Consider the following 15,695-nt stretch of genomic DNA (forward strand, 5'->3'; position numbering starts at 1 on the left):
AACGTTTCTAAATTGATTTCTCGCGCTTTTTAGGTTTTGGCCAGTTATGTCCCAGTCTCTAGTTTGTAATTCATCATCGGAAAGGCTAGTTAAGTACTTCTTGCATAGCTTCAAATAGTTGCTCGGTAGAGATCATACACTCGCCACCGCCTTGTACCATTTGATCACTTCCGCCACCTTTTCCATTAATGAGTGGCAGTGCCTTTGTAGCAATGTCTTTCATGCTTTTTTCAACTTTTGCGCCACGTGCTGCGACAAACTGAAGCTTGTCTTCGTTTTCTGAAACAAGTAATACGATAGCTTCTGTCTGCTCAGCGACAATCGTTCTAGCTAATTTTTGAAGCTCTTGCATAGTGCGCTGATTAAAGGCGGCAGTAATAATGCGCTTGTTACTTGAAACTAGCGCTTTTGCTTCATAATTTAGCAGCTCCTCTTTTGCCGCCAAAAGTGCTTTTTCCGTATTTTTCTGTGTTGTTAAGATTTTTGTAAGTGCTGTAGCTGCTTCAACTTCAGGTACACTCAATTGTCTTGCAACATCAGCTAGTACTTTCTTACGCATGGCAAGCTCCGCTAAAACTCGATGGCCACAGACAAAAGAGACACGAATATTGCCTTTCATTTTTTCCGTTCCAAGAATTTTTATCGCGCTGACTTGTCCAGTTGATGTTGGGTGGGTACCGCCACAACCGTTGTAATCAAAATCAGGAATAATAACAAGTCGAATATCTCCTGTAACGGCTACATCTTTACGTAGGCTGTAGTTCTCTAATTCTTTTTCTGTAATCCATGTCGTTTCAATTGGACGATTTTCCAAAATAATTTCATTGGCACGAGTTTCCGCTGCTACAACCTGTTCCTCTGTAAGGGTGTCCACGGCAATATCAATTGTGACCTGCTCACTACCTAAGTGAAAGCTAACAGTTTGTGCATCAAAAAGCTCCACAAACGCAGCTGTTAAAATATGTTGACCAGCATGCTGCTGCATATGATCAAATCGTCGTTGCCAATTCAATTGTCCATGCACTTCTCCCATCAAAGTCGAAGAATCATCTTGAATATAATGACGAATTTCATCATTAATTTTCTCGACATCAATAACCTTGATATCATTTAAAGTACCAGTGTCATGAGGTTGTCCGCCTCCTGTTGGATAAAATGCAGTATTTGATAGCACCACGTAGTTACGACCATCTGCATCGGTTCCTTTATTGACAATTGTTGCATTAAATTCACGTAACATAACATTTTGATAATATAGTAGCTCTTTCAAGAAAAAGCCTCCTTTATGTAAGAGAATCACGTCTCTCGATTAATTTATTTTCATTGTGGCATAATTACTTTCAAGTGTATACGAGTTTTCTATTTGACCCATGCTGAATTTGATTTAATATATAAAGGAACAGGTTAACTTAAAGGAGATCATACAATGGAAATTACACAATTCTCAATGGAAGAAATTTTAGATCCAACAAATATTATTGAAGGTAAGCGCTATGAATTTATTTTAGATGTAGATATTGATGAAGAAGATGAGCTTTACCACGAAGCAGGTATTGAGATTCGTGTATTAATTGCTGAAAAAGATGAAGCACTATTTATTTTAAATTACTTCATCATGGAAAAAGCAGAGAGCGAGTATTTAGATTTTGCATTAGAGGATGATGAGCTAGAAGAGATTTTAGCATTCTGCAAAGAGGAAATGGCAAAAGCATAATAGGCAAGTGTGGATTGTACAGGTAAAGAAAATTTCTTTACCTGTTTTTTTAAGAATTATTTAAGCTTGGTGAAATATTAGTGTTGTGTTCAAGGGCTAAACTGAGTTTTAGAATTAAAAAAGAGGTTTTAAAACGAAGAGGTGCTTTATGTCAGTTTATACACATTCAATAATGGTAGCTTTATTAATAACAATTTTCTCATCCTTTATGCTATTTGTGCCTTGGCTTATTTATACGTATCGGAAATATGGCTACTTATCTGTATCCAAAACTATTATTACGTTCTCATTTATTTTTTACTTTTTATCGGCATTATGCTTAGTTTTATTGCCTTTCCCAGAAACGCGTGATACTTGCTCTTTGCAAGCCCCAGATACTGTCCATTATAATTTACATCCTTTTCAATTTGTCACGGATATTTTAAAGGATAGTGGGATTGTTTTGACGAATCCATCAACATGGATTTATATACCGAAGCAGCCTGCTTTTTTTCAGGCACTTTTTAATTTCTTACTGCTCATGCCTTTTGGCGTGTACTTGCGTTATTTCCTTAAAAAAAGAAAGTACTGGAAACGTGCATTTCTATTTAGCTTTTTGCTAACATTGTTTTATGAGGTAACCCAATTTACAGGGATTTATGGCATCTTTAATTGTGCGTATCGAATTTTTGATGTGGATGATTTAATGCTTAACAGTGTTGGTGCACTAATAGGGTTCTTCTTAGCCCCTGTTGTGTGGGCGCTGTTTCCTTCTCATGAAAAGGTGACGGCTAAAGCAGCAGAAATGGTCGAGAAAGATATTGTCAAACCGTTATCGATTTTGTTGGCACTAGCAATAGATTTATTTATAGCGCAAGTCATATTGTTCTTCGTTAGTGTCGTAACAGGCTATAGTGGCATGTTTGAGTTTTTAATAAAAATTGCTTTGTATATGTTGCTCTTTGGTGTTGTTCCAAGCTTTACAAAAGGTGCAACATTAGGGATGAAGTTTATGCGATTTACAATGGTCAGTGAAAATGGCAAAAGTATTGTCAGTCAATCGTTGCGTCGTTGCGTTGCTATTCTCGTGATAGTCTGCATTTCGGAGATTATAACAATTATAGGGAACATAAAATTAGATATGGATTCACCATTTTATGTACTACAAATTGTCATTACCATGTTAGCCTTTATAGCGAACTTTGTTCTAATGATGGTTATTGCTATTCATGTAATTCGTGTCATTGTAAGTGGAGGTAGACGCCGCTTTTATATGGACTATTATGCAGGCCTACTAGCAACGAGAAGAAAATAAGGGGGATTGTTGGATGAAATACGTAATCATCGGGGGAGATGCTGCCGGAATGTCAGCAGCAATGGAAATATATCGAAATGTACCAGGAGCAGAGATTACTTCTTTAGAACGTGGATTTATTTATTCATATGGGCAGTGTGGGTTGCCCTATGTTGTAGATGGACGTATTTCATCGACAAAGCGTTTAATAGCAAGAGATGTTGAAACATTTCGTGATAAGTACGGCATTGATGCACGTGTTGGCCATGAGGTTAACGGAATTGATGTAGATCAGCAGCTTGTGTTTGGAACGCAGGCATCTGGGGAATCATTTGAAATTCCCTATGATAAGTTACTTATTGCAACAGGGGCAGATCCTATTATGCCAGTAAAAAAGGGTTCAGATTTAACAGGTATACACACAGTAAAAACAATACCTCAGTTAGATGATTTACTAGCCGATTTAACGCCAGATATAGAACAAGTAACAATTATAGGGGCAGGTTATATTGGGCTAGAGATGGCTGAGACGATACATGCTTGCGGTAAAAAAGTAAGATTAATTCAACGAGGTAGCTCTGTTGCGAGAATTTTAGATGAAGAGCTGGCGCAACATGTCCATGCGGAAGCAAAAAAGAACGACATCGAGCTTGTGCTAAATACAAAAGTAGAGGCATTTGAGGGGAATCACCGTGTTGAGCGTGTTATGACGGACAATGGCGCATTTGAAACAGATTTAGTCATTATGGCTGCGGGGATTAAACCAAATACTCAATTTTTAGAAGGTACAGGTTTAGCACTAGAGAAAAATGGTGCGGTGATCGTCAATCGACATTTAGAGACATCTGTTGAAAATATTTATGCGGCGGGAGATTGTGCTACCCATTTTAATATTGTGAAAGAACGCTTAGATTATGTACCTCTTGGAACGACAGCTAATAAGCAAGGTCGTTTAGCGGGACTCAATATGTCGGGCAAGTTTGCGCCGTTTCGTGGGATTGTAGGTACGTCGATCTTAAAGTTTTTCAATTTAACGATTGCCACGACGGGTATTAATGAGCGCAATGCTAAAGAGCTAGGTTTTGAATATGAGGCATTTAAATTGTCTGCGCGCCATATTGCTGGTTATTATCCAGGTGCCCAACGGATATTTATTAAAATTGTTGTTCGTAAGCGAGATCAACAGCTTTTAGGCGCACAAATTGTTGGCCCAGCAGGTGTTGATAAACGTATCGATGTTTTTGCGACAGCCTTATACAATAAAATGACGTTACCAGATTTACTAGATTTAGATTTATCTTACGCGCCTCCTTTCAATGGTGTATGGGATCCTTTACAGCAGATTGCTAGAATAAATGCACGTTTATAACGTAGGGGGTAATTAGACATGAGCATTTACGACATTCAAGTCGCTTTAGAAGACGGTACTCAGTACAGCTTAGATCGTTATAAGGGGAAGGCAATGTTAATTGTTAATACCGCTTCAAAATGTGGTTTTACACCGCAGTTTGAAGAATTAGAAGGTCTATATAAGAACTACCAGGATGAGGGCCTTGTTATTCTCGGTTTCCCATCAAATCAGTTTAAACAAGAGGTAGCAACTGCTGAGGAAGCGGCGTCACAATGTCGTTTAACATATGGGGTGACGTTCCCTATGCATGAAATTGTGAAGGTCAATGGCAAAGATGCACATCCTATTTTTGATTATCTAACGTCTCATTCAAAAGGCTTTCTCGGTAAAAGTGTAAAGTGGAATTTCACAAAATTCCTTGTGAATCGCAACGGCGAGGTTGTTGGACGCTATGGATCAGCTGATAAACCGAGTAGCTTTGAGGATGATATTAAAAAAGTATTAGCATAATAAAGTTGAAGGATTCATGCACAGTTTTGTGTGTGAATCTTTTTTTGTGTGCTTTGGAAGGTGGATGTCGATAAAACTTAAAAGTTAGTGGATAAAACGTGAAAGTTGGTGGATAAAAAGTAAAAGTTGGTGGATAAAAAGTAAAAGTTGGGTGATAAAACGTGAAAGCTTATCGATAAAACGAAAAAGTAGGGTGACATTTTGTTAAAACGTATTTCACGAGGATAAGTCGATTTAAGGTTGTTGTAAGCTTGCGTCAAATTTGCTGTAAGTTTGGGGTCGTATACTGAAGTCAGAAAGAAGAGGTGAGCGTTTATGACGCCATTATTAAAGGTACAAAATGTAGAAAAAACTTACGGCAAAGGCGCGAATATATTTACAGCGCTATCGGATATATCATTTGAAGTAGAAAAGGGAGAGTTTGTTGGTGTAATGGGGCCTTCAGGGGCTGGGAAATCAACGCTACTAAATGTGTTAGCAACGATTGATACGCCAACGACTGGTGAAATTGTTATTGGTGATACAAACTTAGCGCGCATGAAGGATGCAGAGTTAGCAGATTTTCGTCGTGACAATTTAGGGTTTATCTTCCAAGACTATAACTTGCTTGATTCGTTAACAGTTCGTGAAAATATCGTATTGCCGCTCGCGATTGCAAAAGTGCCAACAAAGGCAATTAACGCAAGGGTAGAACGTATAGCCACACTGTTTGGTATAAAAGAGTTACTCGATAAATATCCATATCAAATTTCAGGTGGACAAAAGCAACGTACAGCTTCATCACGTGCGTTAGTAACAGAGCCGAAGTTAATCTTTGCGGATGAACCGACTGGTGCTCTTGATTCAAAATCAGCAACAGACTTGCTTGAAAGTTTAAGTGATTTGAATAATTCTCAAGCTGCGACAATTATGATGGTTACACATGATGCATTTGCAGCAAGCTTTTGCCAGCGCATACTATTCATTCAGGACGGACAGCTTTCTAAGGAAATTCATCGTGGTATTCAAACAAGAAAGCAGTTTTTCCAAGAGATTTTACAGGTGCTTGCTGGCATCGGAGGTGGAGTAAATGACGTTATTTAGTTTAGCGCGTAAAAATATCCAGCGCAATTTGTCGAATTACTTTTTATATATCGCCTCGATGGTATTTAGTATCGTTATCTACTTTACGTTTGTGACATTGAAATATAATGATGATCTTTCAGCATTAAAACAATCATCGCAGCAAATTAAAGGATTGATGAGTGCATCATCCGTTGTGCTATTATTCTTTATCATCATCTTTATGGCGTATTCCAATTCGTTCTTTATGAAGAGACGAAAAAAGGAAGTAGCACTTTACTCTTTATTAGGTGTGCGTAAGCAGAAAATTGGCTTAATGCTCTTTTTTGAGAATTTAGTGATTGGGCTTGTCTCTCTAGTGCTTGGAATTGTTCTTGGATTCTTTATGTCACAAGGGTTATTAATGATTTTAGTACGTCTTATGGGCTATGAGGTTGTAGGAAGTTTAACATTTTCAACTGAAGCACTATTAAATACTACGGGGATTTTTACGTTATTATTTTTATTCACATCTTTACAGGGCTATCGTGTCATTTATCAATTTAAACTGATTGACCTGTTTCATGCTGAGAAGCAAGGAGAAAGAATTCCGCGTGCATCATTAGTAGCAGCTATTCTTGGGACGTTGCTAATTGCATTTGGTTATTACACAGCATCTGAAGATATATTCACGAGTGAGATTTGGAGATTCTTCACAGTATTAGGTACTCCGCTGCTGGTGATAGGTGTGACAATTGCAGGGACATATCTATTATTCCATAGTGTTAGCGTATTTGTATTAACGACGTTGAAAAAAGCAACAACTTGGTCATGGAAAGGCTTGAATTTAATCGGTGTATCACAATTATTGTACCGTATTCGAGCAAATACTAAATCTCTTTCAATCATCGCTATTTTAAGTGCGACAACGATCACAGCAGGTGGCGGCGTTTTCGGAATGTACTACAATGCGGAAGCAACGGTACGTCAAATGCTACCTAACACATTTATGTGGAAGGGCGATACGGTGAAATTTTCGCAAGAAGACGTTTTATACAATGAATCGCTTTCTGTGAAAAATTTACGTGTCGATAATGAAAATTCGTTTTTTGAATATACATTATTAAAGGAATCCGACTATAATCGTTTAGCAAAATTGCAGGGGAAAGAAGAAGAGTTGCACATTGCAGATGGTTCAACAGTGTTACTTGATGCAACTTTTGATGAACGTTTTTCACATGATTTCACGGGTGAAGGGTTTAAATTGGAGAACGGGGAATCATTTCAGGTTGAAAAAATGTATACAGAGAGTGTATTAAATTATATTGCAGCTGGTACAGTACTCGTTGTTAATGATGAAGTGTTTGCTGCCACAAACGCAGAGAATGTTAAGATGCAAGTTGTTGGTATGGATAATGACTTGAAGAAAAAAGCCGTTTCAAAGGAAATTTACAATCAGCTATCTACTGAACAGCAAGAAGATTTTTCAAGTGTTCCGCAAAGTTATGAGGATAGTTTAGCAACCGTTGGATCACTATTGTTTGTAGGAAGCTTTTTAGGACTAGTCTTTTTAGCAGCGACAGGAAGTATTATTTATTTCAAAATTTTAACAGAGGCTGAGGAAGATCAGGCGAAATATGCAATTTTAAATAAAATCGGTGTTAACAGTAAGCAAATATTAAAAACAGTTGCAGGGCAGGTTGCTGTCATCTTTAGTGCACCACTCATTGTTGGCATCGTGCATAGTGCATTTGCGCTACTAGCCTTTTCGCAGCTATTTAATATGGATATAACAAAACCAGTAATACTGTGGATGATTGCTTATTCAGCAATTTACGGCATATATTATATCTTTACAGTTCGTTCATTCTATAAAATTGTGAGACAGGGGAAATAATATGAAAAAGGTTTTCTTAGGTATAGGCGCATTGTTCTTGTTGTTCGTAGCAGGCCTTGTTGTTCTGATGACCGTTGATTTTAACCGTTTAAATAAAGAAGCATACTATGTTCATATCACTGCTGATGGTAAATTGGAAGAAAATAAATCTAGTAACGGAGAGATATGGAAATCTTATTGGTACGAGCTACCTGCCTATGACAAAAATGGGAAGGAAAAAACATTGAAGTTTTCAGCTCATAAAAATTTACGTCACGATTCGTATTTGAAGCTTTATGTAAAAAAAGAAACGGAAGTTACATCATATGATGAAGTAAAATTCCATGAGCTACCTACAAAAATACAAGAGCAAATGAAATAATAAGAAGAAGGAGTAGTCCCTAACGAAACAGGGCTACTCCTTTTTTTCTACTTGAAATTGAATGCTGACAGTTGTACCTTGTTGTTCTTCTGAGGTAATCGTTACAGTTCCTCCGTGCGCTTCAATAATATCTCTAGCAATAGCAGTACCTAACCCGGTACCATGTGTTTGTTCAGTATTTGTACCTCGGTAATAGCGCTCAAAAATATGTTCAAGGTCTTCTGCAGCAATGCCACTGCCATTATCAGAAATCGTAATAGAATGATCATCAACATGAACGTTGACTGAAACATCAGAAGGATTATGAAGTAAGGCATTGTGTAAAAAATTCATCACTGCTCGGCGCATAAAGTGCTCGTCAATGTGATGCTTTATAACATCTTTAGCCGCATTAAATTCAATATTGGCCTGCTCATATTGTGGCGTATTTAGTGTATCAATAACGATTTCGCGGATAAATTGCACCATATTTACCTCTGTTAAGCTGAGTGGAAGCTGCTGATGTCTTAATCGCATAGTTAGGTTTAAATCATCCAGCAAATCTTGCATATGCAATGATTGCTTTTCGATAATTTGAGCGTATTCCGTTTGTTCATGAGGCGTTAATGTCCCGTCATTCAGTAGCTCCGCATAACCACGAATCGAGGCAAGAGGCGTTTTCATATCATGTGAGACATTACTGATCCATTCCTCGCGCATCATCTCTAAACGTTTACGCTCCTGCTCATGTGCAGCTAAATCTCTTGATACCTCATTTAAATTCTCAAAAACTGGTTTGTACACGCCACCTGGCATTTTACTAGGCATATGCTCACGATTCTTTAAATGACGAATACGTTCAATCATGGCATATAGAGGCTTGGTTAACGTTCGGCCGAAAAGCCAGCCAACGAGTGCAGCTACTAATAAATCAGCAATGACAATGAGAAGCCCAAACTTGCCGATAAATTGTAATGCCGATGAGCCAGAAATATGAAATACATATCTCGAAACACCACTTCCCTTGATGCCGATTAGATAACTAATACTTTCTTTACTTCCCATATAAACGGTTGTATCACGATCGAATTCTTTATATTTATAAACTTGAATTAAGTCAATTGGTGCATAGTGTGAAGGAGCTTTTTCTGGAGTAAAATGGGCATCAATGACTTGTCCATTAGCATCAAGCAATTGAATCCAAGCATCTTGCTGATGCAATTGTTGAAGTCCCGCCTTACTTATAGAAGGTGTTCCGTTACTTATATCGATATATTGCTGAAATTCACGAACGAATCTTTCCTCTGAATAAGCAGAGGCATTATAATTATTGACCTGCTGGAAAATTAAAAAACCAATTAAAATGGCTGTATTCACAAAAATAACAATGATGACAATGGAAATCACAGAAAGTAGAAAGCGGGAAGTTAGTTTCCATCTCATCCTTGTGTCCCTTTTGGAATGACAAATTTATAGCCTAGTCCTTTTACGGTTGTAATATACACAGGTTTTGAGGCATCTTTTTCAATCTTTTCGCGCAGACGTCGAATATGCACCATAACCGTATTGTCTGAGCCGAAAAAATCCTCTCCCCAAACACGCTCGAACAGTGTCTCTTTACTTAAAATACGATTAGGATTGTGCATAAAGCAAGCCATCAAGCCAATCTCCTTCGCCGTTAGCTCCAATAAAACGTCCTCTTTATGTACCTCCGTTTCATCCCCATTTAGCAGAAATGGACCAACTTGTATGGCCTTCGCGGAAGTCATTGGTGCTACCTCCTGTGTTTGATAGCCAGCTCTACGCAGCTGTGCCTTCACACGATAGGCAACCTCTTTAGGACTAAAGGGTTTTGTAATATAATCGTCTCCACCAATAGCGAGCCCTAAAATTTTATCAATTTCCTCATTTTTCGCTGACATGAAAAGCACTGGTACATGCGACACGTCTCGAATACGTCGACATAAATCGTAACCTTCACCATCAGGAAGCATCACATCAAGAAGTACAATATCGGGTTGTGACTGTTGAAAGCTCGTCCATGCTTCTTGAATGGAGCCCGCCGTATGAATTTGTTTATAGCCCTCTTTTTGTAGACTGACTTTTAGCAGATTTGCTAAATCAGCCTCATCATCCACCACTAAAATAGTTGGTTCTTGCATGGTTAAACACGTCCTTTCCGTTTTTTTATGAAATCACTAATAACTCTTAGCGATAATTAGAAGTGTATTGAAAGACTTTTTTCTTATTATAAATGAAACACACTGGAAAGACGAAAAGATGTCATTGCTTGCTACGTTAAAAAAAGTTGAGAGTTTTAGTGAGTGGGCTTCGATATAGTTAGTGAAGAAGCTTTTTCAATCAACATAAAGGAGGCGAAATGATGAGATGTTCAGCTAAAAATTTCATTAGCCGTTTACAAAATCAAAAAGAAGATGCGCTTGAATATGTAATTGACCATTATTCAGGCTTCGTCCATGCAATCGCTTATAAAATCCTTTCCGGCATCAATAAGGACTCTATTGATGACTGTGTTAATGATGTATTCCTAGCCATTTGGCAAAATGCAAAACAATTTAAAGGCGAACCAGAGGATTTCAAAAAATGGATAGGGATGCTGACAAAATATAAAGCCATAGATTTATTCCGTAAGCTTGAAAAACAACAGGCACGAGAGAAGGGGGACGAGGGGCTCTTGCAAAAGCCCGATATAAAAGATACACAGCAGGAGCTTTTGAAAAAGGAGCAAAGAAACGATTTACTATTAGCAATTAGTCACTTAGAAAATATTGATCGAGATATTTTCATGATGAAGTATTATTTGCAATTAACAAATACAGAGATAGCAGAAGCACTGCATTTATCAAAAGCCGCCGTAGAAAACCGGCTTTATCGAGGGAAGAAGAAACTAGCATCAACAATACAGTTGAAGGAGGCATTCATATGACAAAAAGTTATAAAGAGTGGCTGGATCTGGATGTGGATCAAATTGAACCAATCGAATTATCTGCACAGCAAAAAATGAAGCTTAAACAAACGATTTTAAAAAAGCAAACAACAAGGAAGCATATGCCAAAATGGGTGCGTCATATAGCAGTAGCAGCAATAATTGGCATTAGTATGATAACGACCGTAAATATTGCTTTTCCAACACTTGCTTCACAAATTCCGTTTATGAAAAATATTGCTAGCTATTTTGATAATAAAAGCACAATGTTTGAGAATTTTGATAGTTATGCAACGGAAATTGGACAGGTTCATTCTAGTAATGGCTTATCTATGATGATAGAGAATGCTGTGTATGACGGTACCTCACTGACAATTTCTTTTGCACTTGAAACAGATACAGATTTAGGAGATATTCCATTTATAGAAGGTAATTTTATTGATATTAAGGGAGCTCTAGGTGCTGGAGGAGGTAGTCGACTTGAAAAGATAAGTGATAATAAATATGTCGGATTAGCAAATATAACACCTCATTTCGATAAAGAAGCACCAGATGAATTAGAAGTAACGTGGAAGCCAGAAGCTTTTCTCAACATGAATAACGATACAAAAGTGGAGGGAGATTGGGCATTTAATTTTAAGGTTTCTAAGTTAGCAGGTGAGCTACAGCTAGTCAATGAAACTGTTACAAACTATGATGTCACAGCCCGATTTACAGCACTTGGAAAAAATGATATGTCTACTGTTATTCACTATGAATATGAAGTTGTCCCAGAGGTGCTAAAAAAGTGGCCAGAAGTAACAGTTCAATTTGATCAATTGCGAGACAATCTTGGCAATACCTATGTAGTAAACGGAAATGGAGCTAAAAGTGAGGACCGTGGCATTTCCTATAAATCGAGTGCTACTGTACAGGCCATTGATCCAGCGGCTACATCGATTACATTTGTTCCTAATATCTATTTCTCCTTAGGCTCAGGGCAAGGTATGGAAATAAAAGAGATGGATTCTGTGACAATCCCATTAAAATAAATTTACCCGCGGAAAGTGTGTGAATATCTACGACTGAAATATACTAACCAGAAATAAAGGGTTTTTGTGCAATCAAAAAGTACAAAAACCCTTTATTGTTGTGGATCGTCATAATTAGCGCGATAACTATTTCCTTATTAATTCGAAATAAAAGTTAACTAACTAACCGAAGTGTCCAAGATAAATTACCTTAAGAAGTGGCGTTCTTAGCTTGAGATCTGCCCACCAATCAGTTATCTTGAAAGGCAAAATAATGGCTCACCAAAAGTTGTGGATGACGTTTTTTAAATATATGCGCTATATATTAATCGAAACGGAAATCACCAACACGTTATGTGATGAGCCAAAATAATACTTTATATACTCGTTTGAAAAGTCTATAGTAAGCACGGAACTATTTTTTTAGGGGTTAGCTAGGGCCCTTGAAAAAGGAAGGCTTATATTAAAATGTCTTGAAAAGCCTTAAAATCAACGATGCAACTTAAGGTTGCGGAAAAAGTAACCAATGAGTTCTCGATTAATTTTATGGTTTTCAGTAAAGTTAAGGTATCAAAAATGATAGGCGGAATGATTTATGAATTTATCTCAGAGTTTAAAAAATAAAAGAGAAGAGCACAATTTTTCACAAGAAGATATTGCTCAAAAATTAAATGTTTCTAGACAATCTGTTTCAAAATGGGAAAACGGAAACTGCTATCCGGATTTAGATAATCTTATTTTATTAAGTGAGCTATATAATATTTCGCTAGATGAATTGGTTAAGGGCGATAAAAATTTTCAAAAAAAAATTGTAATCCAAAATACTGAAAATAAACTTCAAACGACTAGATGGTGGGTTTTGATACCGATTATTGGTATGCTATACGGATTGCTTTCGATGATTTTGAATCATTTTTAAACAATATAGCTTTTACATAGAGTACACTTAACTCCGGCGTTCGCTCACTGATCGCTGGAGCTTTTTTAACTCCTTTCCGATTCCGGACGCAACTATGCCGAGGCAAATTGATTAGCATAAAGACTTTTTGAAACTTTTTACAGGTAGAAAGCGTAATAAGAGTATCAAACCATCTAGGAGGGAAAATTGATGTTTAAAAAAATAGCAGCAGACGCACTTGGACTTTCAGATATTGGAGTAGTTATAACTCGTGAGGACTATGATAAGGCGGATGCAGATGACTTTATACTGCATGAAATTGACGAGAAAATTTATTTCTTAATTAAGACAAAAGCAGATGAGTATTGTTTTACAAATCGTGCAATTATTCATGTAGACGGTGAAAGCGCGATGAGCAAAAAGCGTTTACTGCGTCGTTATGACTACTCAATGCACAATATTAGTGGAGTGTTCCTTGAAACAGCAGGAACTATTGACCTTGATGTCGAAATTAAATTTACAATCAACAATACGCCATTTTCAATTGACATTCATAAACGTTTTATTAATGACATTAAAGATTTATATAAAGCGTTGCATGCCATTAGCTATGAGCAAAAGCAAAATGCATACAAGCTAGAGGTAGCAGAAAAGAGTTTATCGATTGCTTCTTCTTCCATTGGCCGTATCGGGAATGACAATGTCACACCATCTGCATCATTCGAGGAGATTACACGGTTTGCGAATAATTGGATGATTGACCATAAGGACAAATACAAGAAAGAAGATTTCTCACACGTTTTTGATTTATACATTAATAACTAAGAAAATATAGGCTACTAAAAAGAAAACTAGTATGCTTGAAGATATTCTTCCATGCACAATTTATGAAAAGAGCTGTACACAATCAACTATAAATAGCGATGATTGTGTTTATGTCAAAATAAAGTGCAGACTTTTACGATACATTTGTACGAGTCTGCACTTTTTTATGTATAGATGGCTTTAAAATCTACGAAGTTAAACTAAGCTTTTATTCATTTAAAATAATAGAAATACACTGATAAGAAGTGATTTCTATACTATTTTGATTTCTCAATGTATATGTGTAGCGATATTTTCCTTGAAATGGCAGGAAATATCAATCTTAATGTCGAAATTTAACTTTATATAGGAGAATTTTTTAGGCATTTCAAGATTTTAACAAAAATCTATATACATAAAATCAGAACTAGGAGCGTGACGAAAAGTGATAAACGAATTGCATGTGCTAGAAAAAGAAGAAATGGAAAATGAAGACCTTGTACAGCCGCCGCAAGCCGCAGAAACATTATTCGTTAATGAATTCATAGATGGAATTTTAGATCCACAACAGAAAATGCTTGGACCTGTAAAAGACGGTGGGACAATTATTGCTAATACGACGCCAGGATGCTGGGGCCCAATGCTAACACCGACGATTCGTGGTGGGCATGAAGTGACAAAGCCTGTATTTGTAGAAGGGGCAGAGGTAGGGGATGCCATTGTCATCAAAATTAAATCCATACAGGTGACATCATTAGCAACAGCCTCTGGACACGATGAGGCAATTTCGGATCGATTTATTGGGGATCCATTCGTATCAGTAAAATGTCCAGGCTGTGGTAAGCTTCATCCAAGTACAGTTGTCAAAGGGATAGGTCGGCAGTCTATTCGCTGTTCGACATGTGATACAGAAACATCACCTTTTAACATGACAAATGGTTATACAATGGCATTAGATCATAAAGGTAATATTGGTGTGACTGTTGGACGAGAAGGGGCTCGCCGTATTGCTCTTGATGCGAAAAATTATATGCGCACACCTGAAAATTCTGTGCAAAATCCTGTAGTAGCGTTAGCACCAAGTGATTTGATAGGTGTTATGGCAAGAATGCGTCCGTTTTTAGGGCAGCTTGGAACGACACCTTCAAAAGCGATGCCAGACTCTCATAATGCTGGTGATTTTGGTGCGTTTTTAATCGGAGCACCACATGAATATGCATTTACGCAGACGGAATTAGATACACATCGCACAGATGGGCATATGGATATAAGCCGTGTTCGAGAGGGAGCAACAATTATTTGTCCTGTAAAGGTTCCAGGCGGCGGTGTGTACATTGGTGATATGCACGCAATGCAAGGGGACGGCGAAATTGCAGGACATACAACGGATGTTGCTGGTATTGTTCAACTACAGGTAAGTGTATTGAAAAAAGTAGACTTGGATGGTCCAATTTTATTGCCAAATACAGAAGATTTACCATATACAGCGAAGCCTTTTACAAAGGAAGAAAAACGTCGTGCACGTGAGCTTGCAGAGGAATTCGGTGTTAAGCATGTGGAGGAGGCATTTCCTGTATCAGTTGTTGGCTCTGGAACGTCATTAAATGAAGCAACAACTAATGCTATAAGCCGTGCTGCAAGGCTCTTTGAGATGAGTGAGCCAGAGGTTATGAATCGAGCGACGATTACAGGCTCGATTGAAATTGGTCGTCATCCAGGAGTCGTAACAGCAACCTTCCAAGTACCTAAAACAGTACTGAAAAAAGCACGAATTTATAAGCCAGTAAAAAAACAATACGATTAAAAGTATAAAGAGAAGCCCGAAAAGAAAGCAAACTAGAAGTATTTTATAGTTTGCTTTTTTGGTGCGCCCGGCATGCGTATGAACTATAGGGTGTAAGTCCCGAACC

15 protein-coding genes are annotated in these 15,695 nt (G+C 37.5%); 12 read left to right on the top strand and 3 right to left on the bottom strand.

What is annotated here, in order from left to right; all coding sequences use genetic code 11:
- Positions 1-85: 85 nt before the first annotated feature.
- Positions 86-1,270 carry an alanyl-tRNA editing protein gene (locus QRN68_RS19905; RefSeq protein WP_285398654.1) on the bottom strand — a complete coding sequence of 395 codons (1,185 nt, stop codon included), beginning with the start codon at positions 1,268-1,270 and terminating at the stop codon, positions 86-88.
- A gap of 156 nt (positions 1,271-1,426) precedes the next feature.
- Here QRN68_RS19905 and QRN68_RS19910 point away from each other — a divergent pair, with 156 nt between their 5' ends.
- The 7 genes from QRN68_RS19910 to QRN68_RS19940 all read left to right on the top strand — a co-directional run bounded on the left by QRN68_RS19910 (position 1,427) and on the right by QRN68_RS19940 (position 8,147).
- Entirely contained in the window at positions 1,427-1,714 is a 288-nt protein-coding gene (locus QRN68_RS19910; protein WP_285398656.1) for a DUF6509 family protein, read from the top strand.
- A gap of 148 nt (positions 1,715-1,862) precedes the next feature.
- Positions 1,863-3,008, top strand: coding sequence for a VanZ family protein (locus tag QRN68_RS19915; RefSeq protein WP_285398657.1), 1,146 nt, complete (start codon positions 1,863-1,865; stop codon positions 3,006-3,008).
- Between the two features lie 13 nt (positions 3,009-3,021).
- Positions 3,022-4,356, top strand: coding sequence for an FAD-dependent oxidoreductase (locus QRN68_RS19920; RefSeq protein ID WP_285398659.1), 1,335 nt, complete (start codon positions 3,022-3,024; stop codon positions 4,354-4,356).
- An 18-nt stretch (positions 4,357-4,374) separates the two neighbouring features.
- A complete protein-coding gene (locus QRN68_RS19925; protein WP_285398661.1) occupies positions 4,375-4,848 on the top strand; it encodes a glutathione peroxidase in 474 nt (157 codons plus the stop codon).
- Positions 4,849-5,163: 315 nt separating this feature from the next.
- Positions 5,164-5,931 carry an ABC transporter ATP-binding protein gene (locus QRN68_RS19930; protein ID WP_285398663.1) on the top strand — a complete coding sequence of 256 codons (768 nt, stop codon included), beginning with the start codon at positions 5,164-5,166 and terminating at the stop codon, positions 5,929-5,931.
- Positions 5,918-7,786 (top strand): FtsX-like permease family protein, encoded by a 1,869-nt coding sequence (locus QRN68_RS19935; RefSeq protein WP_285398664.1) that lies wholly within the window; start codon positions 5,918-5,920, stop codon positions 7,784-7,786. Before QRN68_RS19930 ends, QRN68_RS19935 begins: the two co-directional genes overlap by 14 nt.
- A 1-nt stretch (position 7,787) precedes the next feature.
- A complete protein-coding gene (locus QRN68_RS19940) occupies positions 7,788-8,147 on the top strand; it encodes a YxeA family protein (protein WP_285398666.1) in 360 nt (119 codons plus the stop codon).
- 33 nt (positions 8,148-8,180) lie between these two features.
- Here the strand turns inward: QRN68_RS19940 and QRN68_RS19945 are convergent, their stop codons facing one another.
- Positions 8,181-9,569 (bottom strand): sensor histidine kinase, encoded by a 1,389-nt coding sequence (locus tag QRN68_RS19945; RefSeq protein WP_285398667.1) that lies wholly within the window; start codon positions 9,567-9,569, stop codon positions 8,181-8,183.
- The gene (locus tag QRN68_RS19950) at positions 9,566-10,288 is read right to left on the bottom strand and encodes a response regulator transcription factor (RefSeq protein ID WP_285398669.1); all 723 of its coding nucleotides are present in this window, start codon (positions 10,286-10,288) and stop codon (positions 9,566-9,568) included. Before QRN68_RS19950 ends, QRN68_RS19945 begins: the two co-directional genes overlap by 4 nt.
- 221 nt (positions 10,289-10,509) lie before the next feature.
- Here QRN68_RS19950 and QRN68_RS19955 point away from each other — a divergent pair, with 221 nt between their 5' ends.
- The 5 genes from QRN68_RS19955 (at position 10,510) to QRN68_RS19975 (ending at position 15,589) form a co-directional block, all read left to right on the top strand.
- Positions 10,510-11,073 (top strand): sigma-70 family RNA polymerase sigma factor, encoded by a 564-nt coding sequence (locus tag QRN68_RS19955; RefSeq protein WP_285398671.1) that lies wholly within the window; start codon positions 10,510-10,512, stop codon positions 11,071-11,073.
- Entirely contained in the window at positions 11,070-12,104 is a 1,035-nt protein-coding gene (locus QRN68_RS19960) for a DUF4179 domain-containing protein (RefSeq protein ID WP_285398673.1), read from the top strand. The genes QRN68_RS19955 and QRN68_RS19960 overlap by 4 nt, the downstream gene beginning before the upstream one ends.
- Positions 12,105-12,678: 574 nt before the next feature.
- The gene (locus QRN68_RS19965) at positions 12,679-13,002 is read left to right on the top strand and encodes a helix-turn-helix domain-containing protein (RefSeq protein WP_285398675.1); all 324 of its coding nucleotides are present in this window, start codon (positions 12,679-12,681) and stop codon (positions 13,000-13,002) included.
- Between the two features lie 189 nt (positions 13,003-13,191).
- The gene (locus QRN68_RS19970; RefSeq protein WP_285398676.1) at positions 13,192-13,806 is read left to right on the top strand and encodes a PH domain-containing protein; all 615 of its coding nucleotides are present in this window, start codon (positions 13,192-13,194) and stop codon (positions 13,804-13,806) included.
- A gap of 460 nt (positions 13,807-14,266) precedes the next feature.
- On the top strand, positions 14,267-15,589 hold the full coding sequence (locus tag QRN68_RS19975) for an acetamidase/formamidase family protein (RefSeq protein ID WP_285398677.1): 1,323 nt from the start codon (positions 14,267-14,269) through the stop codon (positions 15,587-15,589).
- Positions 15,590-15,695 lie beyond the last annotated feature (106 nt).

It is taken from the genome of Lysinibacillus sp. fls2-241-R2A-57, from assembly GCF_030209535.1.
Lineage (GTDB): Bacteria > Bacillota > Bacilli > Bacillales_A > Planococcaceae > Lysinibacillus.